Below are 24,179 nucleotides of genomic sequence, written 5' to 3'. Positions count from 1 at the left end.
TTGGCTGGTTTTTAACTATGGTATAGTGAAGTTCGCCTCAAATATTTAGTCCAGTCTATGCACTTTAATCCGCTTTATTCATCACTCAATCCTAAGCTTTTTCATATACAGCAGCCCACTCCTCTTCGTGGTGCGAAAGCTGGACACTTCAATTTAGCTTTAGCCGAAGAACTACAATGGACGGATGAAGAAAAAGAGGCATGGGTAGAAATTTGCAGTGGTCAACGGACTTTCTCAGAGTTTCCACCTTTAGCAATGGTTTATGCAGGCCATCAATTTGGGCAATGGGCAGGTCAGCTAGGCGACGGACGTGGTTTACTCATTGGACAAATTCTGAATAAAAATGGCCAAACCATCGATTTACATTTAAAGGGTGCTGGCCCTACCCCCTATTCACGTATGGGAGATGGTCGAGCAGTTTTACGCTCTGTTATTCGTGAATATTTAGCAGGTCATGCCTTAAATGCTCTAGGGGTCGCTTCAAGTCACGCAGTAGGTTTTACAAGCTCTGCTCAAGGTGTACAGCGTGAAAAACTAGAACCGGGCGCAATGCTGCTCAGAACATCTGAATGTCATATTCGTTTAGGACACTTTGAATGGATCAATCAATATGCACCAGAGTTATTAGCTGAGTTCACTCAAAAATGTATTGAATGGCACTATCCAGAATGCCAACAAGAGGAACAACCTATTTTAGCTTTTGCTAAAGCTGTGATTAGAAATACAGCCATCATGATTGCCAAATGGCAATTGGTCGGTTTTGCTCACGGCGTAATGAATACCGATAACTTAAATATTACAGGTTCTACACTCGATTTTGGTCCATATGGTTTTATGGAACGTTTCCGCCCGAACTGGATTAATAACCATTCCGATTATCAAGGTCGTTACACCTACCAAAACCAGCCAAGTATTGCACACTGGAATTTATGGACTTGGTTAAATAATCTAGTTCCACTTGCTGAACCTGAACAAAAAGAGCAATTCAAAGAAGAGTTAGCTGCTTGCTTAGAAGAATTTGAACCGACTTTTATTGAGCATTACACCACTGGTTTATGCAAAAAAATGGGACTTCCTCATTTCCATAAAGATAGCCTTGATTGTTGTTTTGCTTTTTTAAGAATCTTACAAACCGAGCAGCTAGATTACACTCAAAGTTTTATTCGACTGCAAAATAAAGAGTATAAGGCTCTACGTGATGACTGCCTCGATATTCGACAGTTCGACGAGTTCCTTAGCCAATATGAAAATATTCGTGAACATCAAGATACAGATGAACTTGATGCAAATATGCAAGAAGCAAATCCAGTTTATATTTTACGTAATCATATGGCGCAACGTGCTATTGAAGCAGCGGAGCGAGATGATTTTAGTGAGGTAGACCGTTTGTTTAAGCTACTCAATCATCCTTATACAAGACAGCCAGATTTGGAAAAACCAGAAGATTTAGGCCCTTTACCAAGTGATGTGCCTGATGTAGCGGTAAGTTGTTCGTCTTAATATTAAAAAACTAAAACTCTCTTAAGTCACTTAAGAGAGTTTCTTAAACATCAAAGAATAATATATGAAAATTAGACCTATCATTATTTGTACACTTCTATTCATTCCACTTGGAATTGCTTTTTATAAGTATGAAAAATATTTACCTACTTTTGTCTCTTCTCATAAAGAACTCACAAGTAATGAGATATCTAACCTTATAAAGACAAAACCTATAACCTCAATTGAAGTGTTTAAAAATCAACGCATCCTTCTACTTAAAAGTGATCAGGAAGTAATTCGTCGTTACCGTATTCGTTTAGGCTTCAACCCTGAAGGGCATAAAAATTTTGAAAATGACGGTAAAACACCTGAAGGTGTTTATTCTATAGACTGGCGCAATCCCAAAAGTGTTTTCTATAAATCATTGCATATTTCCTATCCAAATACACAAGATGTTGCCTATGCTAAACAGCATAATCAGCCGGCAGGCGGGAATATCATGATCCATGGATCTGCCCCAAAGTCCTTTTTATGGATACCTTTTAGTTCAAGTTATATGCCACACAAAGATTGGACTTTAGGATGTATCGCAGTTAGAAATGTAGATATAGATGAAATTTGGCAATTAGTCCCTAATCATACCAAGATTATAATTTATCCATAATCTTTGAAAACTATCCACATTTTCTGTGGATAACATTGTGGTTATCCACAGAATAACTTTTCTGAACAGTTTACTCTTCTGGATACTCGAAGCGGTAACCAACGCCATAAACAGCTTGAATCCATTCATGACGGTTACCAGTTTCAGCTGCTTCACTAATTTTTCGGCGCAAGTTTTTGATATGGCTATCAATAACTCGGTCAGCAACATCAAAGCTGTCTGGATTGATATGGTCTAATAATTGCGCACGTGAATAAACTTGTCCGACATGTTCTAAAAATAGCTCAAGTAGGCGAAATTCTGTCGGCGTTAAACTTAACGACTTTTGTTGATACCAAATTCTTTGCTGAGCTTTATCAATACGGAAGGAGTCATTTTGCTCTGGCTCGGCCTTACGCTCTAAACGACGTAAAACGGCCTGTACACGTGCAACTAACTCTTTTGGACTAAATGGCTTACAAACGTAATCATCAGCACCCATATTGAGACCTAAAACTCGATCAATTTCTTCAGTACGTGCAGTCACCATAATAATCGGTAAGTCTGACTGTTCACGGACCTTACGACAAATTGTTAAACCATCCATTCTTGGAACCATTAAGTCCAGAATCATTAAATTAGGTTTACGTTGTTGAAAGCTTGTATAAGCATCTTGACCATCATGAAACATGCTTACTTCGAAACCAGCAGCTTCAAGATAATCACGTACCAGATGCGCTAACTCAACTTCATCCTCAACCAACATTACATGCTTCATCGGCCATTTTTCCTTTTATTTAACTCTGCTTTTTAAAGGTAAGTACACAACGTAAACCACCCAACGGAGAGTGTTCAAAACTTAGTGTACCACCAAGCGCTTGCGCAATTTTACAAGATAAAGCCAAGCCTAATCCTGTTCCACCTGTACTACGCGTACGCGAATCATCTACTCGATAAAAACGCTCACCTAAACGTAATAGTTGCTCATCACTTAAACCAAACGGGCTATCATCAACATACAAAGTCCACTCTTGAGTAGTTTGACTTGTATGAATATGAATTTTGCCACCTGTTTCTGTGTAACGAATACTATTACTAATTAAATTAACAATAATTTGTTTAAAGCGATCACGATCTAACAGTAAAGATACCCCTTCACCTTCAACCTTAATTTCCAGATTTGCTTGCTCAAGTTTAGGTCTAAAGTTTTCAACTTCTTGTAATACAACATCCCACGGATTCACTGAACCTAAGTAACATTTAAGTTGCTGAGCATCAGCCTGTGCTAGATCTGCTAGGTCTTGAGTAAGTTTCTTTAAGCTTGAAACTTGTCTCATCATGGCATCGAGATGTTCAGGAGTTGCCTTTCGAATACCATCTTGCATTGCTTCGATTTGCGCTTGCAATACGGCCAACGGTGTTTTCAACTCGTGAGATGTATCTGCGACCCATTGACGGCGTGATTCTTCATGTTGATGTAAAATCTCGGCTAAATGGTTCAATTGAGTTGATAAATCACCAAGTTCATCATTTCGTTTAATCACTACTTGATGTTGGTAATTACCTTTGGTTAACTCCTTTGTTGCATTTAATAAACGTTGAATTGGCTTTTTAAAATAAGTTGCCATTAAAAGTGCTGCAACTAAGCTCGATAGTAAAGTTAAAGCATAAATTAAAAGTAAATAACGCTTTTGATTACTAAAGAAATTAATACTTAAAGCATCTTCTTTATCTAGAACTGGTTTTAGTCCTAAGTACCCTACCACCTGATCATTCACCATAATAGGACGGTAAGACATTTGATCTGACGATGGAGGTTCACCAACTACAAATTGATGTTTGGCATCATATAAAGATAAACGAGAACTTAAGCCTAGACGGTCAGGTAAGGCAATAAAGCGCTTTTTGCCATTTTGTGTCTCAATATCTTTAAGACTTCCTTTTTTTGAATTACCTTTTTTATCATCACGCGGACGGAATTGGTTTGCGCTTAATGGAAATTTTAAGCCTTCAAATGGTTGATATTCTGAAGGTAAATTCTTTTCAAGTGTACGTAGCTCTTCATCACTAAAAATAGAATTTTTATTTGCTGTCGCTCCATCTGGAGAAACATTAATGAGCGTGTGTTCATCGAACGAATGCTGCTGAATCGCAATATCATATTGACGTCTTAACCACCACTGCGAGAGACGGTCATAATCGTCTGGCGCTGCCGTTCCTTCAATTTGTAAGATTTGCGCCTGAATTGCATTTCCCCAATCATGATAAACGCTATACACATTTCCAAGATTGGTCATGAGCCGATCTAGCTTTTGCATTTCAACATCGGCCACATATTTGGCAAAGTTCTTTTGCATCGTCCAGTGCAGAACACTCAAACTTGCGGTTGCAATTAACAATGTAGTCAGCAAGACTGTTAAAAATAGCCGCAATGCAATTGGAACACGTAGTACGTTCAAAAGTACTCTCTCATTTTTACCCTATATTTTTCATTGTAACTAACAACCAAAAGAAAAACTCTCCATTGTTTCTTCATCTTTATTATCTAATCTTTAAGGTATGTGGAAACAAACATTAAAAGGGCTTTAGATATGAAAATGACTGCTAAAATTGCATTATTCAGTGCAGCAATTGTAACTATGGGTAGTTTGGCTGCGTGTCAATCAATGAATCAACCTCCTAAACCAGAACATGACATGATGCAAGATGGTCCACGAGATGGTCATCACCGTATGAAGCACCGTGAATTTACTCCTGAACAAAAAGCAGCGTGGGAGCAGCACCGCGCAGAGCGTCAAGCTCGTTTTGAACAAATTCAAAAAGCATGTGAAGGCAAAGCAAATGGTCAAGCTGTAAATGTTCAAGTTGGAGATAGAACACTTGAAGGTACGTGTAACTTACGTTTTGAACCAAAGCGCCCTCAACCACCAGTTAATGCTCCAGCCCCTGCACCAGTTCAAGCAAAATAACGCATAATCGAACAAAGCAAAAGGCGCCTCTAGGCGCCTTTTTTTATGTACATAACTACTTACGATTTTGACTATTTGTATCATCTAAACTTCACTAAAAGTATTTACACTCAAAGCACTTACATAGTTCAAGTATTTTTTTCTTGACTTTGCAGTCACAAAGTAAAGGCCCCGAGGTGCTTGTACAGTTATGCAAGTTGTTGCACGATGTAATGGTTCAAGGTGCCTCTTATGGCACATTATCGTAGATTAGGATTATAACTCTGGTTTCACCAGTATTGAGGAACCCGATATGCCACAATACAAAGCGCCCTTACGTGATATGCAATTCGTTTTGCATGAATTATTAAATGCAGAAGAGCACTATGCAAAATTACCTGATTTCCAAGGTAACGTAAGCCGTGAATTGGTTGATCAATATTTAGAAGCTGCGGCAGACTTCTGTGAAAATGAACTTTCTCCTTTAAACCAAGTTGGCGACCGTGAAGGTTGTACTTGGAATGATGGTGTTGTTACTACACCAACAGGCTTTAAAGAAGCTTATCAAAAATACATCGAACTTGGCTTCCCGTCTTTATCAGCAGAAGAACAATACGGCGGTCAAGGCCTACCTAACTCTTTAGGTATCGCAATTTCAGAAATGGTTGGTAGCTCTAACTGGGCATGGGGTATGTACCCTGGCTTATCTCACGGAGCAGTACGTACATTAGAACATCATGGTTCTGATGAACAAAAAAATACTTACTTGCCTAACCTTGTTTCTGGTATTTGGACAGGTACGATGTGCTTAACTGAATCTCATGCAGGTTCAGACTTAGGCATTATCCGTACTAAAGCAGAACCAAATGCAGATGGTAGCTATGCAATTTCTGGCGAGAAAATCTTTATCTCTGCTGGTGAACATGACATGGCTGACAACATCATCCATATTGTTCTTGCTCGACTTCCAGGTGCACCAAAAGGTACTAAAGGTATTTCTTTATTCATCGTTCCTAAATTCCATGTAAATGCAGATGGAACTGTGGGCGAGCGTAACGCTGTGCGTTGTGGTTCTATCGAACACAAAATGGGTATCCATGGTAACGCGACTTGTGTGATTAACTTTGACCAAGCTAAAGGTTACTTGATTGGACCTGAAAACCGTGGGCTGAACTGTATGTTCACTTTCATGAACACAGCACGTATTGGTACTGCAGTTCAAGGTTTAGCAGCGTCTGAGTCATCTTTCCAAGGTGCTTTAACTTACGCGAAAGATCGTTTAGCAATGCGTTCACTTTCTGGTCCTAAAGCTCCAGAAAAAGAAGCAGATCCAATTATTGTTCACCCTGCTGTTCGTAACATGCTTTTAACTCAAAAAGCATTTGCTGAAGGCGGTCGTGCACTTGTTTACTTACTCGCTCAATATGCAGATATCGTTGAAAAAGGCGAAACTGAAGAAGAGCGTAAGTTTGCTGACAACATCTTGTCTTTATTAACTCCAATTGCAAAAGCTTTCTTAACTGAAACAGGTTCTGAGTCTGCTAAGCATGGTGTTCAAGTCTTCGGTGGTCATGGCTTTATTTCTGAGCATGGCATGGAGCAAATTGTACGTGATACACGTATTGCTTGCTTGTATGAAGGTACAACTGAAATTCAAGCACTAGACTTGTTAGGCCGTAAAGTTTTACAAACTCAAGGTGCAATGCTTCGTGATTTCACCAAGATTGTTCATAAGTTTGTAGAAGCAAATAAAGACAATGCTGCCATGAAAGAATTTGTTGAGCCACTTGCTGCGCTTAACAAAGAATGGGGCGATCTCACTATGCAAATCGGTATGCGTGCAATGCAAAATCCGGATGAAGTGGGTGCTGCTGCTGTAGATTACCTATACTTCGCTGGTTACGTGACTTTAGGTTATCTATGGGCTCGTATGGCGCTTGTAGCACAAGAGAAATTGGCAGAAGGTACAACTGACGTTGATTTCTACAACGCGAAAGTTACCACTGCTCGCTTCTACTTCAAGAAAATCTTGCCACGCGTACGTTCTCATGTAGACGTGATTGCTGGTGGTCTAGACCCATTGATGTCATTAGATGCTGAACATTTCGCTTTCTAACCATAGTTAGTTGCGATATGCAATGTTAAAAACTAAAAAAGGACTGCTCAGTTTTGACGGTCCTTTTTTTATAAAATCAGTGATAAATTTAGACTTTAAATTCAATATCCATTTCGTTTTACAGGATATCTAGCACAGGTCGATGTGCATAAAAAAGGTGAACGATTATGCCAATTTACAATGCTCCTTTAGCTGATATGAAATTCATCTTAAATGATGTATTTAAAGCAGAACAATTTTGGCAGTCTAATGAGAAACTCGCTCATGTAGATGCTGCAACTGCTGAAGCAATTTTAGAAGAAATGGCTAAATTTGCTCAGAACGTGACTCATCCATTAAACCGTACTGGTGATGAAGAAGGCGCTCGCTACGAAAACGGCGAAGTCTTTACTCCTGCTGGCTTTAAAGATGCATTTCGTCAATATGCAGAAGGTGGTTGGATTGGCTTAGGCGCAGATGAAGAATGGGGCGGTCAAGGCATGCCAAAAATGCTGACCGTTCTTGCCGATGAAATGTTATTTGCGACAAACCCATCTTTCATGCTCTACCCGCTTCTTTCAGTGGGTGCAGGTATGGCTTTAAGCAGCTATGCATCTCAAGAACAAAAAGAAACTTATTTACCTAAGATTTATTCAGGCGAATGGTCAGGTACCATGTGCTTGACTGAACCACATGCAGGTACTGACTTAGGTATTATTAAAACTAAAGCAGAACGTAACGAAGACGGGACTTATAACATTACCGGTACTAAAATCTTCATTACAGGCGGTGACAACGATTTAGCAGAAAATATCATTCACTTGGTACTTGCTAAAACTCCTGATGCTCCTGCGGGTTCACGTGGTATCTCACTATTTATTGTACCGAAATACCTAGTAAATGAAGATGGCTCGTTAGGCGACCGTAACCATGTTGGCCCAGGTTCTATTGAACATAAAATGGGGATCAAAGCATCTGCTACTTGTGTAATGAACTTTGATGGCGCAAAAGGTTACCTCGTTGGTAAAGAAAACGAAGGGCTTGCTGCAATGTTCGTGATGATGAACTACGAACGTTTATCAATGGGTATTCAAGGCTTAGGCGCTTCTGAGTTTGCTTATCAAAATGCTGCTCAATATGCGACTGACCGTTTACAAGGTCGTAGTGCTGCAGGCGTTCAATCACCAAATAAACCTGCTGACAGCATTTTAGTACATGGTGATGTACGTCGTATGCTACTTAACGTACGTGCCAACAACGAAGCTTCTCGTGCATTTGCTGTTTATGTAGGTCAACAACTCGATATCACTAAGTTCTCAACTGATGCAGAAGCGGTGAAAAAAGCCAATAATCGCGTTGCGCTTTTAACACCAATTGCAAAAGCTTACCTCACAGATACAGCATTTCAAGCAACTTTAGATGCTCAGATGGTATTTGGTGGTCACGGTTATATTCGTGAATGGGGTATGGAACAATGTATTCGTGATCTTCGTATTGCTCAAATCTACGAAGGTACCAACGGCGTTCAATCTCAAGATTTAATTGGTCGTAAAACTATTAAATGTGGCGGCGCATTCATTGCTGAATACATCACTGAGATTCGTGACTTTGCAAATGATCTAGACACAGATTTGAATTTCATTAAAGATGCAACATTAGATGCTGCAACTGAAATTGAAGCGATTACTCAGTTTATTATTGAGCAAGCTGCTGAAAACGTAGACTTCCCAAATGCTGCTGCTGTTGATTATTTACATGCAGTGGGCTTACTCAGCTTCGCTTATATGTTTGCAAAAATTTCTGCTGCAGCTAAAGATAAGTCTGGTGATTTCTACCAAAACAAACTTGCTTTAGCTCAATACTTTGTTGAACGTATCTTGCCAGATATTGATGCACGTATTGCTAAAATTAAAGCGGGTGCTGACTTAATTATGGGCTTTAGTGAAGACTACTTTACCAACCAAGCATAATTAAATTTTTCATAAAAAACGCCTGATTACTCAGGCGTTTTTTATTTTGTATTTACTATTTCTATTGGCATAAAATTTGTTTATTTTCTAGGCATACTCATATCAAAAAAGATTTTACTATGCCTGATCCTAAAAAGTTTGAAAGAACACTCGACCGATTTGGACACTATGCTGTTGAAGCTTTTCATTATTTGGCTTTATTCATTATCGGCTGTATGGTGGCATGGTCAGCGGCACATACCGTTTTTGAAATTTTAACTATTAAAAAATATGCATCAATTGATGATATTTTACTATTATTTATCTACCTAGAACTTGGCGCAATGGTTGGGATTTACTTTAAAACCAATCACATGCCTGTACGCTTTCTTATTTATGTTGCAATTACAGCCTTAACCCGACTACTCATTTCCGACATTCAACATGATCATAAAGCGGATATCGATCAAGTCATTATTACTGGTTCAATTTTAATTTTAGCGATTTCCATTTTAGTCGTTCGTTTTGCTTCATGGAATTATCCATCGGTCATGAAAGAAAAGCATTCAAAGACCCCAGTCTCACTCAAAACTCCTCAGCCACAAGATGATGAGTTAGCATAAAAAAAGGCCTCTATATTGAGGCCTTTTTAATATTCTATATTTTACACTTAACGCACACGATAAACTTGGTGATGTGAATCAACTAATAAATATTGATTCGGCGTTTTCACCCAGTGATACCCACGTGGTGGCTCATATAAACGATGTGCGTGCCAGTCTGAAACAAAGTAACGGTGATCACGGTATTCTACAGGAATACGCTCCCCTCGCTTGACTACGACATATTCACCACCACGGTTTGCTTTGACCCAACCCGGTCCTCTATGTTCATCGCGATGGTCGTAACGCTGATCATAATGTCGATTATCGTTGCCGTGATAATTATCCCAGCGATTATTTGAATCCGCCATCGCAGTAGCAGATATACCCAACATTAAAGTTGAAAGTACAAGAACGATTGGCTTTTTCATGGTGCATCCCTTTTGTCTTGATATAGAGCTAGATTAAAAGAGAGTCAAGGAGAAACCATGAATAAAACAGGCTTGATTGATATTGTTTGTAATGACTATAAAGAAAATATGAAGAATCTGTATCTATGCTACCATTAGCATTTTCCAAGCTAGGTCAATTGCTGTGTCTGAAATCAGTTTTGAACGTCTTCATCAATTTTTCTGCAAAGTTCCAAGTGTACAAGAAGCCCGTATTATGGCTCATGGAGCAGATGGCGAACACGCTTGGTGGTTTAAGTTCAGTATTGATGTAGAACACCCACTTGCATGGCAAACCGTACAAGAACTCGGCCATGTTTTAAATTATCTCTCGACGAATGAACGTCTACCAACATTATTCTTTCCTGTTTCACCACCACCTTATATGAATGGTGAAGCCAAAGATTTTTTATCGTGGATTATTCAGTGTAATCACCCTGAGTTTAATCCTGACGTGGTTTGTGATTGGCTTGAGGCACGTTTACCAAATCCGGTTGATGATGAGTCACAGTGGAAAATTAAGACTGATTTGAGTGAAATAGAAAAGTTAGATGATAAGGCTTTGGATCAATTGATTCCGCCAGCGCCTTAAATCGGACTTATGGCACAGCCTTTACTTACAGTGATGTTCAAATATCTTTTGTATAGGCTAATGCCTCACTTTTGAAAGGTCAAAAGTGACAAAAACCTTTGTTTCACTGATGTTGTTTCCCTGCAACACAGTGGAACGGCAACATCCATGTCGCCAATCATCTTGCCAATTTTGTACAAAATCACGGCAACGAATAAATTCCAAGTTTAGAACCAAACTAAGCAAGACTCCGTGGTGAACATATCACCTCAACATTTATATAAAAAAATAGAATTAGAAAGTCGATAACCCTGACCATTCCATAAAACGATAAATCCAATACTTCACTTTAGACTCGTCGGCATACTTCGCGTAATCCACACTCATTTGTTTCCCTTGCAAGTTTGACCATGAAGTATTGAAGTAACCCTGAGCATCTTTAAAGACTTGATCTTGAACTTTGCCTATAACCAGCATATCCGTTTCAAGGTTGTAATTTTTTAAATTACGAGCAGTGAAATTGGCAGATCCTACGATCAACTCAGCGTGTTGGGCATTATATTTCAAGATCATTTTGCTATGGTTCTGCTCACCGTGCGTATCACACCAACGGATTGGAATACCTACAGCATGTAGTTCTGAAGCAACCTGACGGTTTGGAATACCATTCTTTTGTCTTCCAAATGCATCTTTATTTGGATCAAGTAAAACACGAACAATCACACCTCGTGCTTGTGCATTTTTTAGAGCTTGAATAATCTTACGTTCAGACAAATAAAACATACTTAAATCAATATGCTCTTTCGGTTTAGCCGAGTTAATTAATTTCAGCACAGATTCATAGATTGCACCTTCCGTTAACACTTGAACTTGAGGTTTGGTTATATCTTTTTCAAAGTCACCTAAAATCAGTGAGGGTGAACTACTTCCAGACATTTGTGCAACAGCAGCCTCTGTCTGGAGAACATCAGAAGCCGTGGCTCCTGTTACAACCAACCCCACATTAGAGTGTCTAGAACTACCATCGTGTGGATTTGCTGACGTAACCAATGATTTCCAGCCAGCATCGGTATCAACAACTAATGTTTTACGGTGATTGGCTTTAAAATTAAATAAGTTGAGATAACTTCGTAGCGTAATTTTTTCATTACCAAATGGGTTAGGTAACCAGCCCTTTTCAGGGTTATTTCTAACACTCTGACAACAGATATACCAAAACCCTGACCAAAGTGGATTAGATGCACGTAAAGGGATCAGATTCGTTTCGATAACATCAACCCCAGCTTGACGTAACTGACGATAATGCTCAGGGCTTAAACCACCATAAACTGAGTTAATGGGGTCAGTAATTAGTACAATTTGAATTTGACGGTTTTGTCTTTTCTTACTCACTAATGCATCGGTTAACTCTTGCATCAATGGTCTTTGCTTTATTTTTGAATCCCCCACCTCTGAATTGAATAAGAACATATCGACCACAATAGTGGTCTTTGCCTCATCAATCATTTTCAAGATTTCATCAAAAATATGCTGATCAAGCTTCTGCTGACCATTGGCATCCAGATAGGTTTTATCTGCTAAAAATTTGACATCGGCATGTCTAAGCTTGCCACTAAAGTTAATGCCCTGTGGTAATGGTTTTACTGTGTGGTAAATTGCCGATGCAACATATGCAATAGCAACAACGCAAAGTAATACCGCCATATAACGACGCCCTGACCAATTTATTTTTTGATGAATTCGCTGAAAAATACGCATAAAAAAGACCTAACTTGATCATTTCAAATTAGGTCTTTTAGCTTGATTTTTCAAGTTTAGTTTCGTGTTAGCCTTAGAAACTAAAGTTTACACCTACAGTAAAATTACGTCCGACTTGTGGAACATTTGCGAGGAAAGACTCATGCTGATAAATTTTACTATCTAACAAGTTATTGGCATTCAAGAACACTCGGTAATCACCAATGTTGCTATATTTACCATTATATCCAACGCCCAAGTTCAGCATGTTATAGCTCTGCCCTTTGGTTTCATAATTCGCAATATCATCTTGTTTAAATACATGATAATACTCGGCAGAACCATCCCAACCATCACCAAAATCGGCTTTGACTTTAGTACCTAAACGTCCACCAGGAATACGCGGTGCATTTTCATTATCAATTTTGCCACGGACATAGTCACCAAATAACCCTAAATTATATACAGGCGAAATTTGATAGCTTAGGTCAGCATCGACACCATAAAACTTTGCTGCATCTTGACTATATTCAATGAGGCGGAATCCTTGGAATTCATCTAAGGTATTGGCATAAATAAAATTATCAAAACGGTTGTGGAAAACGCTTACATTGTATTTCAAAAGGTCATTATCAAAGTGTAAACCCAACTCGACATTATTTGAGCGTTCTTTCTTCAGGTCATCATTACCCAACTCATAGGTATTGGTCGCCATATGTACACCGTCTGAATACAACTCTTGGGCAAATGGTAAACGCTCTTGATGTGACGTAGTGAAGGACAATTTGTATTGCGGAATAAATTCCCAGTTTGCAGTACCAGCAACCGAATATCCAGTACCCGTGTAATTCTTTTGATCTGACTCAATGTCGATAGTTTGGTGGTCAACACGTGAAGAAACTGCAAGATTGACGTTATTGATTTGTTTTTGTTGCAAACCAAATACACTATAACGTTGGGTTTTACTTGGGCCCATAATCGACTCATCACCAACAATATTTAGTTTTTGTTGGGTATATTGCGCGCCAATCTGTCCTGTCCAACCTGCCCAAGCATTATTTTCTAACGTAACTCGGCTGTCTACACCTTTGCTTTTAAAAGTTGTTCCTACCTCACTACCATGCATTTCTTCATGCTGATAATCTGTATAGCTTGCTTGCGCTGCAACTTTAGCAAAACCTGCAAATGGATCTTTTAACTCACCTTTTAAGTCATAACGCTTTTCTTTGAGATTAATCCATGAAGCATCATGTTCGTGGTCATGCCCATGATCGGTTGGATCATCTGAACCGCACACAAGATGCAAGCCATCACGCTCACATGAACCAAAAAGCTCATTCTCAGCAGGAATGCCATATTGATCATGACGTTGGCTAAATGAAGCGCCAATAAAGCCGCGGTCTCCAATCCAAGACAGTCCAGCATTATAATTTTTAGAATCGGCAAAAGTACTATCTTGACGACGCTCGTCTGTTTGCAAATCTTTAGGCAAGATATAGTCATTCGCATCGCGCTTTAAACCACCAACACGTAGCGCAACATGGTCACCTAAACCGACTGTTGTTTGTCCCGAATAAAGCAACTCGTCACTACCCGAGTTATAGCGAACACCGGCTTTACCTTGGTAACCCTTATCTGGCATAGCTGTTGGAATTTTTTCATCAACAACATTTACCAATCCCCCAACTGAACCTGCACCATATAATAATGCTTCAGTGCCATTTAATATCTGGATGTCTTGAGCAGAGTTTGGATCAACAGTAACAGCATGGTCTGGCGATACAGATGAAACATCCATTACATCGCCACCATTTTGTACAATTTTGACGCGTGTACCATCTTGACCACGTATGACTGGACGGCTCACCCCACCTGTATATTGAGCCGCATAAACTCCGGCCTGACCATTTAAGGCATTACCAATACTTGTTGCCCCTTCCGCCAAAGACGTGTTGTTAACTGGTTCTGCCTTAACCTTAATTGTTGCCAATTCGGCAGGTTGCTCTTCCTTGGTATTTATCTCATCCGCTGCCATCACTTGCTGAATAGAAAATGATAATAATGAGAGAACAAAAAGCTGTGTTTTGAGCTGCATAATGAATGACCCGTATTTTTTTGTTATATTATAACATTCCAAACGTTTTGCAATAAAAAACATTAGTCGAAGTTATGTTTCGTTAGACTCGTTGTTTTTGATGATGTGAGAAGCGTCCGTTTCCAATGCCTTTTACAATCTCTCATGCTGTTATTGCACCACCAATTGCCAAATTAAGCAGAAATACTCTACCTATTGCCGCCTTAGCGATTGGCAGTATGACACCTGATCTTTATCGCTTATTTACAGTTCAGTCCAGCATGCTAACGCACCAATGGAAAGGTCTAATTTATCCCAACCTTGCATTAGGTCTTGTCTTTTGTGCAGTTTGGTATGTTCTATATAGGCCTGCGGTTTACCGTTTTTTTGGCATTCAACATGATTTGAAATTAGACTCTATTAAACGTTTTATATACTTTTTTATTGGAGTTGTATTCGCGCTCATTATCGGTATTGCCACTCATCTCATTTGGGATGGTCTTACCCACTCTGACTTTAGAACGTTTATCTTTCAAGATTTTTTATCCCAAACGGTTCACTTCTTTGGCCGCCCGTATCCTTTGCATCGCCTTCTTCAGCTCGGTTCTTCTGCACTGGCACTACCTTTTTTAGGTTGGATGAGTATTCATTACTATCAAAAACATAAACAGCACTGGAAAATAAGTCATAAAATTAAAATTTTTGCATGGTCATTGTTTATTTTATCCACCCTTTTGGGCTTATTTTCTTTTTGGGATTATGCCCGTTACATTCCTCATGAGGTCTGGCATACCGACACCTATTATTTTACAGGTCGATCTATTAATGAGTTCATGCAAGGCTGGTTAAGTACTTTCAGTTTAGGATGCTTATTATTCTTGTTTTTAGATCAGCAACAAAGAATGGGCTAATGGGTAAACTTGCTGCCAAATTGCTCATTTTTAGCTAAATTATAGCTGTTTTTTGATCTAGTTCTTGTCGCATGCCATTCAACAGGGCATAATCGAAAACTTACTTTTTTGACGGTGCGCGGTTTACGCATCCGTCTTTTCAGCCAATATAGTTTGGATAATCTTCATCATGATGCGAACTCATTACTGCGGCTCTTTAACTGAAGCCCAAATCGACCAAACCGTTACATTATGCGGTTGGGTACATCGTCGCCGTGACCATGGCGGTGTTATTTTCCTTGATATGCGTGACCGTGATGGTCTCGTTCAAGTGGTTATTGACCCAGATACTCCAGAAGCATTTGCAACTGCAGATAAAGCACGTTCTGAATATGTATTAAAAATTACAGGTCGTGTTCGTCGCCGTTATGAAGGTACTGAAAACCCAAATATGGTGAGTGGTCAAATCGAAGTGTTAGGCAAAGAAATCGAAGTTCTTGCTGCTTCTGAAACTCCGCCATTCCCGTTAAATGATGACACGATTAACGTGTCTGAAGAACACCGTTTAAAATATCGTTTCTTAGACATCCGTCGTCCAGAAATGCTAGATCGTTTACGTTTCCGTTCTAAAGTAACAAACTTGATCCGTAACTATTTAGACGATCACGGTTTCTTAGACGTTGAAACTCCAATTTTAACTCGTGCAACTCCTGAAGGTGCACGTGACTATTTAGTACCAAGTCGTGTACAAAATGGTAGCTTCTACGCACTTCCACAATCACCGCAATTGTTTAAACAATTATTGATGGTGGGTGGTATCGATCGTTACTACCAAATCGCGAAATGTTTCCGTGATGAAGACTTACGTGCTGACCGTCAGCCAGAATTCACTCAAATCGACATTGAAACATCGTTCTTAAATGACGATGAAATCATGGATTTGATGGAAGGCATGACTGTTAAACTATTTAACGACTTGCTTGGCGTAAAATTTGAAAAATTCCGCCGTATGCCATATAGCGAAGCTATGCGTGACTATGCATCTGACAAACCAGATTTGCGTATTCCGTTGAAACTCGTTGACGTTGCAGACTTAATGCAAGAAGTTGAGTTCAAAGTATTTGCTGGCCCTGCAAAAGATCCTAAAGGCCGTATTGTTGCCTTACGTGTTCCAGGTGCAGCATCATTGCCACGTAGTGCAATTGATGAATACACCAAATTCGTTGGCATCTATGGTGCAAAAGGTTTGGCTTACATCAAAGTTAATGAGCTCGCGAAAGGAATTGAAGGTCTTCAATCTCCAATCGTGAAATTCATTGAACCAATCGTACTTGAATTGTTGGAACGTGTTGGTGCGCAAGATGGCGATATCGTATTCTTCGGTGCTGATAAAGCTAAAGTTGTAAATGATGCAATGGGCGCACTTCGTGTCAAGATTGGTCACGACTTGAATCTTGCAACTTGTGAGTGGGCTCCACTTTGGGTTGTTGACTTCCCAATGTTTGAAGAAACTGACGATGGCAAATGGACTTCTGTTCACCATCCATTCACTCTACCAAAATCAAGCGTAGAAGAAGTGAAGAACAATCCAGGTGAAGCACTTTCTGTTGCTTATGACATGGTATTGAACGGTACTGAAGTTGGTGGTGGTTCTCTACGTATTTATACATTAGAAATGCAAAAAGCGATTTTTGAAGCGCTTGGTATTTCTGATGAAGAAGCGGAAGAGAAATTCAGCTTCTTGCTTAACGCACTTCGTTACGGTGCTCCTCCTCACGGTGGTCTGGCATTTGGTCTTGACCGTTTAGTAATGTTAATGACTGGCGCGACGTCTATTCGTGACGTTATTGCATTCCCTAAAACGAAAACTGCTGAATGTCCACTTACTCAAGCACCTGCTCCAGTTGAAGCTAACCAGCTTCGTGACTTGGGCATTCGTTTACGTGAAAAGCCAAAAGCTGAAGAATCTAAATAATTTTTAGATTTTTTAAATAAAAACCCTGCTTAAGCAGGGTTTTTTATTAAGTAGTTTCAATGGGATATTTCTTTTTCAAAACTTGAGACTGTATTAAATTTTTGTTCAAAAATTTTAATAATTTCTAATTTTAATTTTTCAAAATCAACCACATGCTCATCATCATTTAGACAAATTTGTGGAAATTGTTCATTCTTAATCACATAATTAATTTCAGAGAGATTTTGCAATCTTAAATTAAAGTTTTGTCCGCGCTCAAAGATATTTACAGGACAAAAACGATTAGAACATAACTGCCAAAGCCTAAACAAATATTGGTTAACATCTAAAGGTTGTCTAAAGCGATGACTTGATACTTCTCTCAAATAGTTTTCTTCTTTTTCCCAAACCTCTTCAAAAACCGACTTCAAAAATGGCTGAGGTAAATGAGTACTATAAAAGCTTGAGAATTTTCGGTTATATAAACTTAAAAAATTATCCCAATTGTTGCTTATGGAATATCGATGATTAAAAAGAGCGTAAGGATTTTTTCGAAATAGTTTTCTCTTATCAAAATATTTATTAATAATTGCAACATCAGTCAAAGCAACAGCGCCTAAAAAATTTTCCTCCCCTACTACCATCAACGGCTGTAGTCGAATACCATCACAAGGTAGTCCACTCTGAAAGAAAAATTCTGGCTCTAAAGGTCTATTAATAAAAGTATCATCATTAAAGTAGACAAATTGCTCTGCAAGCCCTTCTATTTTATGGATATTAATTTCTATAGCATGAGAGTTAAATGTAGGTAAACAGTTTGATTCTATAATTTGATTATGGGTAACTAAATTTAACTTGGGATGACTTTTGACTAAGAATTCAGGGAAATGACCACATGTCACAAGATGAATTTTTCTGACCCACGGACAAAATTTTTCAACAGATCTAAACCAAAAATGAAGATTGTTCCAATCGCGATAACGGCACTCATCACTGAGTTCTGTAGCCTGTTTATTTACTTCTTTTAATTTATAATATGCGTAATCTTGCTGCCATCTAGTATCAGTTGAGTCTACCCAAATCATTACGAAATCAATAGGCTGCATTATTCTCCCCAAGCCAAAATAAACAAGGTAATGAAAGTATTAGTAAACAAAAGGGATTTTGCTATTTATTAATGTTAATAAAAATTCATAATTCATCCATATTTTAATTTTTTCTAAACAATCCCATCGATTCAGATTCTATTGAGATGCTAGTAGGCAAGTGGCATAATAACTGCTCTTTTCTCCCCGTGGTATTTGATTATGGCAATGCGTCCTGAAGTTCGTCGACATGCTTTAGTCGTGATTGTATTCTCTCTTGCGCAGTGGTTTTTTATGCGCTATATCCTTTCTCATGAATTATTCAATTTAACAACGAACCAACGTATCCTTTATTTCTGCGTAAGTAGCCTAGTAGGTGCATTACTTATTTTTGTTGCACTCATTTATATGGTGCTTAAAGGAAATGCGGATAAACAGTAATTTCTATTTATTTAATGGATCTCTAATTTTAATATAATGAACATGAATCATAATTTACTGAAACAAACTGAGTTCCATTCATTTCATTGGGATAACTTTAGCCCTGAAATTTTACAGGCTCATAAAAGTGTTATGTCCCATTTAGGCCTAAATGTTCAATATACTCAAAAGAATATTCCGCATGGCCAATGGCTTGATGAAGTTATGGCAACAGCTCAGGCTGAAGTTATTGCAATTATTGAACCAGATCTTATCCCATTGAACATCGATATTGTTTTGAGTGCAATTGAGTATGTTATTAAAAATGATACGTTTTTAGGGTGTGCTCAAGTCTCGAATCATATAGGCAATGCAACACATATTTTTGCATCTCCTGCTTTTTTCTTTATTACTAAAACATGTTATGAAAAACTTGGGCGTCCCTCTTTTATGCCTAATAAACATGGAGATGTTGCAGAAGCTCTTGCATTTGCTGCTGAAGAAAAAAGAATTCCCTATCATACATTGTTTCCAACACGCTATGAAAAAGCACCAAGTGAAGGTTGTTGGGCACTAGCAAGTTATGGTTATTATGGCATAGGTACAGTATTTGCTGATCAGGTTTACCATTTATTCCAAAGCCGCACTGCTGAAAATATAGAACTTTTCGTTAAACGTTGTGATGAGCTCATTAATAATACACTTGATATTTCAGCGTTTAATAACTGTATGAGTCTAGAAAAGCCATCTTATATTTACGAACCAAAGAAAAAGCGTAAATGGTATTCAAGATTATTCTAAAATTTTGATGTTTTTAAATGCATAATTGTATAAATCTAATTTAAGAAACGTTGTAGCAAAGATTGTAGTGTAAATCTGCAACGTTTTTCTTCATAAAGTTCCATCAAAATATTCTCTGCAACCTCAGATTTAAAAAATCGGACCTGATGCGCATACATTGAATAGGTATCGTTCTGATTACAATTCGTATCCTGCAATCCTAACCAATATTCATAATAATAGCGATCGCTGGTTTCTATCGGTTCAGATAAGGTCGCGATATAGGATTTACGTGCCCACCAAAAATTAAACCAAATCCATCCCTTTAAATTTCTATATTTTTGCTGTTCATCACCAAATCCAGATCCTTCACCGGGTAAAATTCCAATTTTATTTATATGATGATGCTCATCAAAAATAGCCAAATAATCTTTCCAAAATTTGAGAGTATAGTACGTCAAAATTTCTTCAGTTTTATTTCTCCTCTTTTTTGCATAACTCATTCCTTTGGTATGCATGTAAATCATGTACTTATATGAATTTTCCTGCCGAGATAATTCCCAAATAAAATGCAGCGCATAATATTCATATTTATTTTCAGTATAAATAATAATATTTTTAAAATCGAATTGTCTAAGATAGCTCTCTACTTGAGGAACAGACTCTGGATTTGAAACAATTAAATAAATATCTGAAAGGTCCAAAATTCCTAATTTTTTTATATCTAAAATTTGTCTATACAGAATTTTTTTCCAGTTTACTGATGAATTAATATATATACCGTAAACTAAAGCAATAATTTTCTCTGAGCTTTCTTGTTTTTTTAACATCGTGGATGTTTTCCTTTTACAAAGGTCTGAATAACAAGTTTTAAATCTCGGAATTCAAAATGGCTTAACTTACGATACATCAATCGTATAAACTTTAATTTAGCCATCAAGACACTACCACTATAATATTTTACTTTAAGAGTATTCTCATAAATAAACTCTTTTTTTCTCCAATCAGTTAATTCTTCTTCGGTTAGGGACAAACCATGTTTTAAATATGTTCTACATGAAAACTTAAACTTTTCACCTTGTTTTAATAAATTATTTAATCGAATGAAAAAAGTTGAATCAACGCCATAAAAAGCAAAGTGTGGATCAAAAACAGAACCGAATTTTTCGATAAAAATATTTTTTATGTTTTTTGATAAAATCAAACCTGAACCAACTGAAAAAATAGATTCAACATTTTTAAGCTCATCACTATTTGTCAATAATTTATTATTTACCATAGGAAAATGTTGAATATGTTCTACTCTTGCATATATTTTAGGAAATTCGATATCAATATCATTTAGTGTTTCAAATAGATGCTTTTCATATTCTGCATTTATTATTGTATCATCATCGAACAACACATAATAATCAGCGTCATTTCCTTCTATAAGATCATTATAAATCCAACTTAAAGGTTTGTTTTGTAAATGATTTTCTAAAGTAACTTTTAAATGTTTATCTCTTAAATTTTCAAAGAAATCATCTAAAATTATGTTTTTTGGTCCATTATTTACAATAACTAAATGATCTAAAGAATGAGTAAAGGAAAGCAAACTCTGTAAAGTTGAAGATTCTCTTAACATTTTATTATACAACACAACAACCATTACAACTTTTGGCATAACGCCCCCCAATAAACTACTGAGTAAAAAATATAAAATTAAGCTTTAATTCAATAAAAAATCTTCGCAGATTCATTTTATTACTTATTTGGATAAAGCTGGCTAAACAATTTAGCTAGATTACGTCGAATGCCTGTTCCATACTTACTTCTCTTTAAACTAGTTACATCGACTCGTTCAGCTTCAATGGCACTTAACTCTTGATTTTCTTCACCCTTTTGAATGATTGGATGATCAACAATATATGTCATTAAAAGATGAACATGACTATCAAAATCAAAGAGGTAACTCCAATCGTCAGCCCGACGTAAAGGCTGATGATAAGCTAAAAGTACTTTCGCCATATCACGATCAACAATATAAGCCATCGCATAATTTACACGATGAAAATAGTCAGGAATAACCTCAAGAATCCTTTTCCCCAGAAAATTCTCCTCTTTAAAATTTCCTCGTACTTTCCGTGACTCTTTCATTTGTATCCCACCCAAGCTTAATAATGTTTTGCGTGGTAAATCAGCACTTTCTATTTGTTTTTCTAATACTTCATAAGTAAGATCACTTGGGAAAATAGCATCATCTTCTAAAATTAGAGCATACTGGTCATCAGTATCCAAAAAGAGTTGAAGTGCTTGTAGATGGGATAAAGTACAGCCTAGTTCACCTGGAGTTAAGGGAATTTCACGGCCCTTCACAGCTTTTTCAAAATATTCTTTTGCTGAAAGGTTGCCTCCTTTAATACCTACTCTCGTTATAGGTAAATTTCCTTGCTCAAAAAAATTTTGACTGAAGAATTTACTTAATCGAGGTGACTTTTCCTCTTCAATACTCACAACATAAATCTTCATTAAGCAACTTCCCCCTTTTAAACAGCAAATATGATATCTAATGTAAAATAGAGTTAATATATCTTTTTTATTTCTTGTATAGTCATGATTCGTTCAATCCAAAAAAAATGGTACAAATACCAACAAGCAAAAAAAGCAAAATCTTATGATTCTCATTGGTATATGCGTTTTGGCTGGTTAGAACAACCCTTTACAGCACTTGAACAATTAAATTCTCTATTTGAGATTCACTCTCCTAAAAAGTTTACATTTGCAGATAGCTTTTATGCTTATGAAAATGGCCGTCATTTCATTTTTTTTGAAGAAGTTAACGATGAACATCCTGTAGGCTTTCTTTCTGTTTTAGAAGTCTTTAAAGACGGTACATACACATCGCCTGAAGCTATTTTAAAGCTCGACTATCACCTATCCTATCCTTGTGTATTTAAAATAGATAACACTTGGTACATGGTGCCAGAAACTTTTAGCAACAAAACCATCGAACTGTGGAAATGTACTGATTTTCCGCTGAAATGGGAAAAGCATTCGAACCTTATTGAAAATATTGAAGCAGTCGATAGCACACCTTTTTATCATGAAGGCTTATGGTATCTTTTTACCTCAACACGTCGCGATTGTAAGAAATTTGGTGACCGTTTAGATCTATTCTTTACTGAAGATATCTTAAATCCAAACTGGCAAGAACACCCAATGAACCCAGTATGTAAAGGAAAAATTCAATATAGGATGGCTGGAAAACCTTTTTTCTATCGGAATAAACTGGTTCGTCCAAGTCAAGACTCTTTAAAGCGTTATGGTGGACATATTGAGCTTAAAGAAATCATAAAATTAAGTCCGAAAGAATATGAGGAAAGACTGTACGAAACAATATATCCTGAATGGAACAAAGAAGATGATGGATGTCACACTATTGATGTACATTCCAATTTTGTTGTTGTGGATGCAATCCGTTTGACCCAAAAAGATAATTAGCGTTGTTGTCGCAACGCTAATTTATAAATATCTAGTGTTTTATTAACCATTGCATTTAAAGATAATTCAGCTTCTGCTTTATCAAACGCAGGCTTAAACTCATAATGAATATGCTCAAAGTTTTCACTAGCAATTTCAATTAACTTTTTAAGTTCCAATGCAGTATTATCTTTTGCAATATATTTTTCTGGAATAAATTCTCTTACCATCCCCACATCAGTGGCAATTACAGGTTTATGTACCAATAATGCTTCCGCAACAATTAATGGACCTCCTTCTCTCAAGGAAGATACCACCACTAAATCACTTGCTGCCAAATACGGATAAATGTCTTGCTGATAACCCACTAATTTAATTTTATCCTGCAAATGCAGATCTTGAATTAACTGACTTAAACGTTCATGCTCGGGCCCCTCACCTAATATTTCTAGGTGTATCTCCAAACCTTGCCATGCTTCTATAAGTCGATCAAAGCCTTTTACTGGATCTAATCGGCCAATTGCGATAGCTTTTTTTAGAGTTGTTCTAGGTATATCAGCACTCAATCTTTTTTCCTGAGCAACACCATTATAAACAACATGAACTGATCGATATTCACTAACTTTATCTGCAACAGCCTGACTTACAGTAATGACCTCATTAAAATGATGATAACTACGCATGTTATTTTTCATACCATGAATGGTTGCCACACTTGGTACTTTTAAAAAGGGCAGAAGAAAACTCAACATTTTTGATGCTTTTCCACCTTGAGCATGAATAATATCAGGTGCAATTTTTTTAATTTCTTTAAAAAGTGAATAAAGAAGACTGATATTCATTCTTCCTTTAGAAAAATCAAAATAATGACAATGAAGATGTTCTAATTGAGGTATTGCATTTCGATAGTTTAAGTCCAAAAGTAAATGGACTTCTTGCTTTTGTGATAATTCTGCGCAGAGTTGAAAAGTATGCTTTTCTAATCCACCGATTTTTCCACCATCTGTTGCCATAATCTGAACAATCTTCATCGCTTAC

The 24,179-nt window shown here is 37.4% G+C and carries 22 protein-coding genes; 12 read left to right on the top strand and 10 right to left on the bottom strand.

Going from position 1 to position 24,179, the window contains the following annotated elements:
• Positions 1-57 precede the first annotated feature (57 nt).
• Positions 58-1,500 carry a protein adenylyltransferase SelO gene (locus tag I8T81_RS03095; RefSeq protein WP_198072093.1) on the top strand — a complete coding sequence of 481 codons (1,443 nt, stop codon included), beginning with the start codon at positions 58-60 and terminating at the stop codon, positions 1,498-1,500.
• 64 nt (positions 1,501-1,564) lie between these two features.
• A complete protein-coding gene (locus I8T81_RS03090) occupies positions 1,565-2,146 on the top strand; it encodes a L,D-transpeptidase family protein (protein ID WP_191001119.1) in 582 nt (193 codons plus the stop codon).
• Positions 2,147-2,216: 70 nt separating this feature from the next.
• Here I8T81_RS03090 and I8T81_RS03085 read toward each other — a convergent pair whose 3' ends face one another.
• Both I8T81_RS03085 and baeS read right to left on the bottom strand, forming a co-directional pair.
• Entirely contained in the window at positions 2,217-2,903 is a 687-nt protein-coding gene (locus tag I8T81_RS03085; protein WP_019457495.1) for a response regulator, read from the bottom strand.
• Between the two features lie 19 nt (positions 2,904-2,922).
• Positions 2,923-4,584 (bottom strand): sensor histidine kinase efflux regulator BaeS, encoded by a 1,662-nt coding sequence (gene baeS / locus I8T81_RS03080; protein ID WP_068936740.1) that lies wholly within the window; start codon positions 4,582-4,584, stop codon positions 2,923-2,925.
• Between the two features lie 132 nt (positions 4,585-4,716).
• Between baeS and I8T81_RS03075 the strand changes: the two genes are divergently transcribed.
• The 4 genes from I8T81_RS03075 to I8T81_RS03060 all read left to right on the top strand — a co-directional run bounded on the left by I8T81_RS03075 (position 4,717) and on the right by I8T81_RS03060 (position 9,740).
• Entirely contained in the window at positions 4,717-5,094 is a 378-nt protein-coding gene (locus tag I8T81_RS03075; RefSeq protein WP_198072092.1) for a hypothetical protein, read from the top strand.
• Between the two features lie 292 nt (positions 5,095-5,386).
• Positions 5,387-7,189, top strand: a complete 1,803-nt coding sequence (locus I8T81_RS03070; RefSeq protein WP_198072091.1) for an acyl-CoA dehydrogenase C-terminal domain-containing protein — start codon at positions 5,387-5,389, stop codon at positions 7,187-7,189.
• A 167-nt stretch (positions 7,190-7,356) separates the two neighbouring features.
• Positions 7,357-9,138 (top strand): acyl-CoA dehydrogenase C-terminal domain-containing protein, encoded by a 1,782-nt coding sequence (locus I8T81_RS03065; RefSeq protein ID WP_004705686.1) that lies wholly within the window; start codon positions 7,357-7,359, stop codon positions 9,136-9,138.
• A 119-nt stretch (positions 9,139-9,257) separates the two neighbouring features.
• On the top strand, positions 9,258-9,740 hold the full coding sequence (locus I8T81_RS03060) for a phosphate-starvation-inducible protein PsiE (RefSeq protein WP_004705685.1): 483 nt from the start codon (positions 9,258-9,260) through the stop codon (positions 9,738-9,740).
• A gap of 47 nt (positions 9,741-9,787) precedes the next feature.
• On the opposite strand, the gene I8T81_RS03055 is transcribed toward I8T81_RS03060, so the two are convergent.
• Positions 9,788-10,150, bottom strand: coding sequence for an RcnB family protein (locus I8T81_RS03055; RefSeq protein WP_198072090.1), 363 nt, complete (start codon positions 10,148-10,150; stop codon positions 9,788-9,790).
• Positions 10,151-10,313: 163 nt separating this feature from the next.
• Here I8T81_RS03055 and I8T81_RS03050 point away from each other — a divergent pair, with 163 nt between their 5' ends.
• On the top strand, positions 10,314-10,760 hold the full coding sequence (locus I8T81_RS03050; RefSeq protein WP_004705683.1) for a hypothetical protein: 447 nt from the start codon (positions 10,314-10,316) through the stop codon (positions 10,758-10,760).
• A 273-nt stretch (positions 10,761-11,033) separates the two neighbouring features.
• Here I8T81_RS03050 and I8T81_RS03045 read toward each other — a convergent pair whose 3' ends face one another.
• Both I8T81_RS03045 and znuD read right to left on the bottom strand, forming a co-directional pair.
• Positions 11,034-12,497: a phospholipase D family protein gene (locus I8T81_RS03045; protein ID WP_198072089.1), complete on the bottom strand. Its 1,464-nt coding sequence runs from the start codon at positions 12,495-12,497 to the stop codon at positions 11,034-11,036.
• Between the two features lie 73 nt (positions 12,498-12,570).
• The gene (znuD, locus tag I8T81_RS03040; protein WP_198072088.1) at positions 12,571-14,571 is read right to left on the bottom strand and encodes a zinc piracy TonB-dependent receptor ZnuD; all 2,001 of its coding nucleotides are present in this window, start codon (positions 14,569-14,571) and stop codon (positions 12,571-12,573) included.
• 125 nt (positions 14,572-14,696) lie between these two features.
• On the opposite strand from znuD, the gene I8T81_RS03035 reads away from it, so the two are divergent.
• Together I8T81_RS03035 and aspS are read left to right on the top strand one after the other, a co-directional pair.
• Positions 14,697-15,461 (top strand): DUF4184 family protein, encoded by a 765-nt coding sequence (locus I8T81_RS03035; RefSeq protein ID WP_198072087.1) that lies wholly within the window; start codon positions 14,697-14,699, stop codon positions 15,459-15,461.
• A 169-nt stretch (positions 15,462-15,630) separates the two neighbouring features.
• Positions 15,631-17,415 (top strand): aspartate--tRNA ligase, encoded by a 1,785-nt coding sequence (aspS, locus tag I8T81_RS03030; RefSeq protein WP_198072086.1) that lies wholly within the window; start codon positions 15,631-15,633, stop codon positions 17,413-17,415.
• 56 nt (positions 17,416-17,471) lie between these two features.
• Here the strand turns inward: aspS and I8T81_RS03025 are convergent, their stop codons facing one another.
• Positions 17,472-18,500, bottom strand: coding sequence for a stealth conserved region 3 domain-containing protein (locus I8T81_RS03025; protein ID WP_198072085.1), 1,029 nt, complete (start codon positions 18,498-18,500; stop codon positions 17,472-17,474).
• A gap of 201 nt (positions 18,501-18,701) precedes the next feature.
• Between I8T81_RS03025 and I8T81_RS03020 the strand changes: the two genes are divergently transcribed.
• Positions 18,702-18,920 carry a hypothetical protein gene (locus I8T81_RS03020; RefSeq protein ID WP_077168757.1) on the top strand — a complete coding sequence of 73 codons (219 nt, stop codon included), beginning with the start codon at positions 18,702-18,704 and terminating at the stop codon, positions 18,918-18,920.
• A gap of 42 nt (positions 18,921-18,962) precedes the next feature.
• The gene (locus tag I8T81_RS03015) at positions 18,963-19,700 is read left to right on the top strand and encodes a hypothetical protein (RefSeq protein WP_191012152.1); all 738 of its coding nucleotides are present in this window, start codon (positions 18,963-18,965) and stop codon (positions 19,698-19,700) included.
• Between the two features lie 35 nt (positions 19,701-19,735).
• Here I8T81_RS03015 and I8T81_RS03010 read toward each other — a convergent pair whose 3' ends face one another.
• The 3 genes from I8T81_RS03010 to I8T81_RS03000 form a co-directional block, all read right to left on the bottom strand.
• Entirely contained in the window at positions 19,736-20,509 is a 774-nt protein-coding gene (locus I8T81_RS03010) for a hypothetical protein (RefSeq protein WP_198072084.1), read from the bottom strand.
• Positions 20,503-21,345 carry a glycosyltransferase family 2 protein gene (locus I8T81_RS03005; RefSeq protein WP_227602149.1) on the bottom strand — a complete coding sequence of 281 codons (843 nt, stop codon included), beginning with the start codon at positions 21,343-21,345 and terminating at the stop codon, positions 20,503-20,505. Before I8T81_RS03005 ends, I8T81_RS03010 begins: the two co-directional genes overlap by 7 nt.
• A gap of 80 nt (positions 21,346-21,425) precedes the next feature.
• Complete coding sequence (locus tag I8T81_RS03000; protein WP_198072083.1) at positions 21,426-22,190, bottom strand: glycosyltransferase family 25 protein; 765 nt, start codon at positions 22,188-22,190, stop codon at positions 21,426-21,428.
• A gap of 84 nt (positions 22,191-22,274) precedes the next feature.
• Here I8T81_RS03000 and I8T81_RS02995 point away from each other — a divergent pair, with 84 nt between their 5' ends.
• Entirely contained in the window at positions 22,275-23,162 is an 888-nt protein-coding gene (locus tag I8T81_RS02995) for a glucosamine inositolphosphorylceramide transferase family protein (protein WP_198072082.1), read from the top strand.
• On the opposite strand, the gene I8T81_RS02990 is transcribed toward I8T81_RS02995, so the two are convergent.
• Positions 23,159-24,172, bottom strand: coding sequence for a glycosyltransferase (locus I8T81_RS02990; RefSeq protein WP_198072081.1), 1,014 nt, complete (start codon positions 24,170-24,172; stop codon positions 23,159-23,161). The two genes, I8T81_RS02995 and I8T81_RS02990, sit on opposite strands and share 4 nt — an antisense overlap.
• Between the last annotated feature and the right edge of the window lie 7 nt (positions 24,173-24,179).

Origin of the sequence: Acinetobacter seifertii, from assembly GCF_016064815.1 — a bacterium.
In the GTDB taxonomy this organism is placed as follows: Bacteria; Pseudomonadota; Gammaproteobacteria; order Pseudomonadales; family Moraxellaceae; genus Acinetobacter; species Acinetobacter seifertii.
Note: the sequence above shows the minus strand (reverse complement) of the source record. Positions and strands in the feature narration are given on the sequence as shown.

Excerpts from the sequence above, each read along its gene's own strand:
- I8T81_RS03095 (WP_198072093.1), top strand. The coding sequence starts at position 58 with ATGCACTTTAATCCGCTTTATTCATCACTCAATCCTAAGCTTTTTCAT.
- I8T81_RS03090 (WP_191001119.1), top strand. The coding sequence starts at position 1,565 with ATGAAAATTAGACCTATCATTATTTGTACACTTCTATTCATTCCACTT.
- I8T81_RS03085 (WP_019457495.1), bottom strand. The coding sequence starts at position 2,903 with ATGAAGCATGTAATGTTGGTTGAGGATGAAGTTGAGTTAGCGCATCTG.
- I8T81_RS03075 (WP_198072092.1), top strand. The coding sequence starts at position 4,717 with ATGAAAATGACTGCTAAAATTGCATTATTCAGTGCAGCAATTGTAACT.
- I8T81_RS03070 (WP_198072091.1), top strand. The coding sequence starts at position 5,387 with ATGCCACAATACAAAGCGCCCTTACGTGATATGCAATTCGTTTTGCAT.
- I8T81_RS03065 (WP_004705686.1), top strand. The coding sequence starts at position 7,357 with ATGCCAATTTACAATGCTCCTTTAGCTGATATGAAATTCATCTTAAAT.
- I8T81_RS03060 (WP_004705685.1), top strand. The coding sequence starts at position 9,258 with ATGCCTGATCCTAAAAAGTTTGAAAGAACACTCGACCGATTTGGACAC.
- I8T81_RS03055 (WP_198072090.1), bottom strand. The coding sequence starts at position 10,150 with ATGAAAAAGCCAATCGTTCTTGTACTTTCAACTTTAATGTTGGGTATA.
- I8T81_RS03045 (WP_198072089.1), bottom strand. The coding sequence starts at position 12,497 with ATGCGTATTTTTCAGCGAATTCATCAAAAAATAAATTGGTCAGGGCGT.
- znuD (WP_198072088.1), bottom strand. The coding sequence starts at position 14,571 with ATGCAGCTCAAAACACAGCTTTTTGTTCTCTCATTATTATCATTTTCT.
- I8T81_RS03035 (WP_198072087.1), top strand. The coding sequence starts at position 14,697 with ATGCCTTTTACAATCTCTCATGCTGTTATTGCACCACCAATTGCCAAA.
- aspS (WP_198072086.1), top strand. The coding sequence starts at position 15,631 with ATGATGCGAACTCATTACTGCGGCTCTTTAACTGAAGCCCAAATCGAC.
- I8T81_RS03025 (WP_198072085.1), bottom strand. The coding sequence starts at position 18,500 with ATGCAGCCTATTGATTTCGTAATGATTTGGGTAGACTCAACTGATACT.
- I8T81_RS03020 (WP_077168757.1), top strand. The coding sequence starts at position 18,702 with ATGGCAATGCGTCCTGAAGTTCGTCGACATGCTTTAGTCGTGATTGTA.
- I8T81_RS03015 (WP_191012152.1), top strand. The coding sequence starts at position 18,963 with ATGAATCATAATTTACTGAAACAAACTGAGTTCCATTCATTTCATTGG.
- I8T81_RS03010 (WP_198072084.1), bottom strand. The coding sequence starts at position 20,509 with ATGTTAAAAAAACAAGAAAGCTCAGAGAAAATTATTGCTTTAGTTTAC.
- I8T81_RS03005 (WP_227602149.1), bottom strand. The coding sequence starts at position 21,345 with ATGCCAAAAGTTGTAATGGTTGTTGTGTTGTATAATAAAATGTTAAGA.
- I8T81_RS03000 (WP_198072083.1), bottom strand. The coding sequence starts at position 22,190 with ATGAAGATTTATGTTGTGAGTATTGAAGAGGAAAAGTCACCTCGATTA.
- I8T81_RS02995 (WP_198072082.1), top strand. The coding sequence starts at position 22,275 with ATGATTCGTTCAATCCAAAAAAAATGGTACAAATACCAACAAGCAAAA.
- I8T81_RS02990 (WP_198072081.1), bottom strand. The coding sequence starts at position 24,172 with ATGAAGATTGTTCAGATTATGGCAACAGATGGTGGAAAAATCGGTGGA.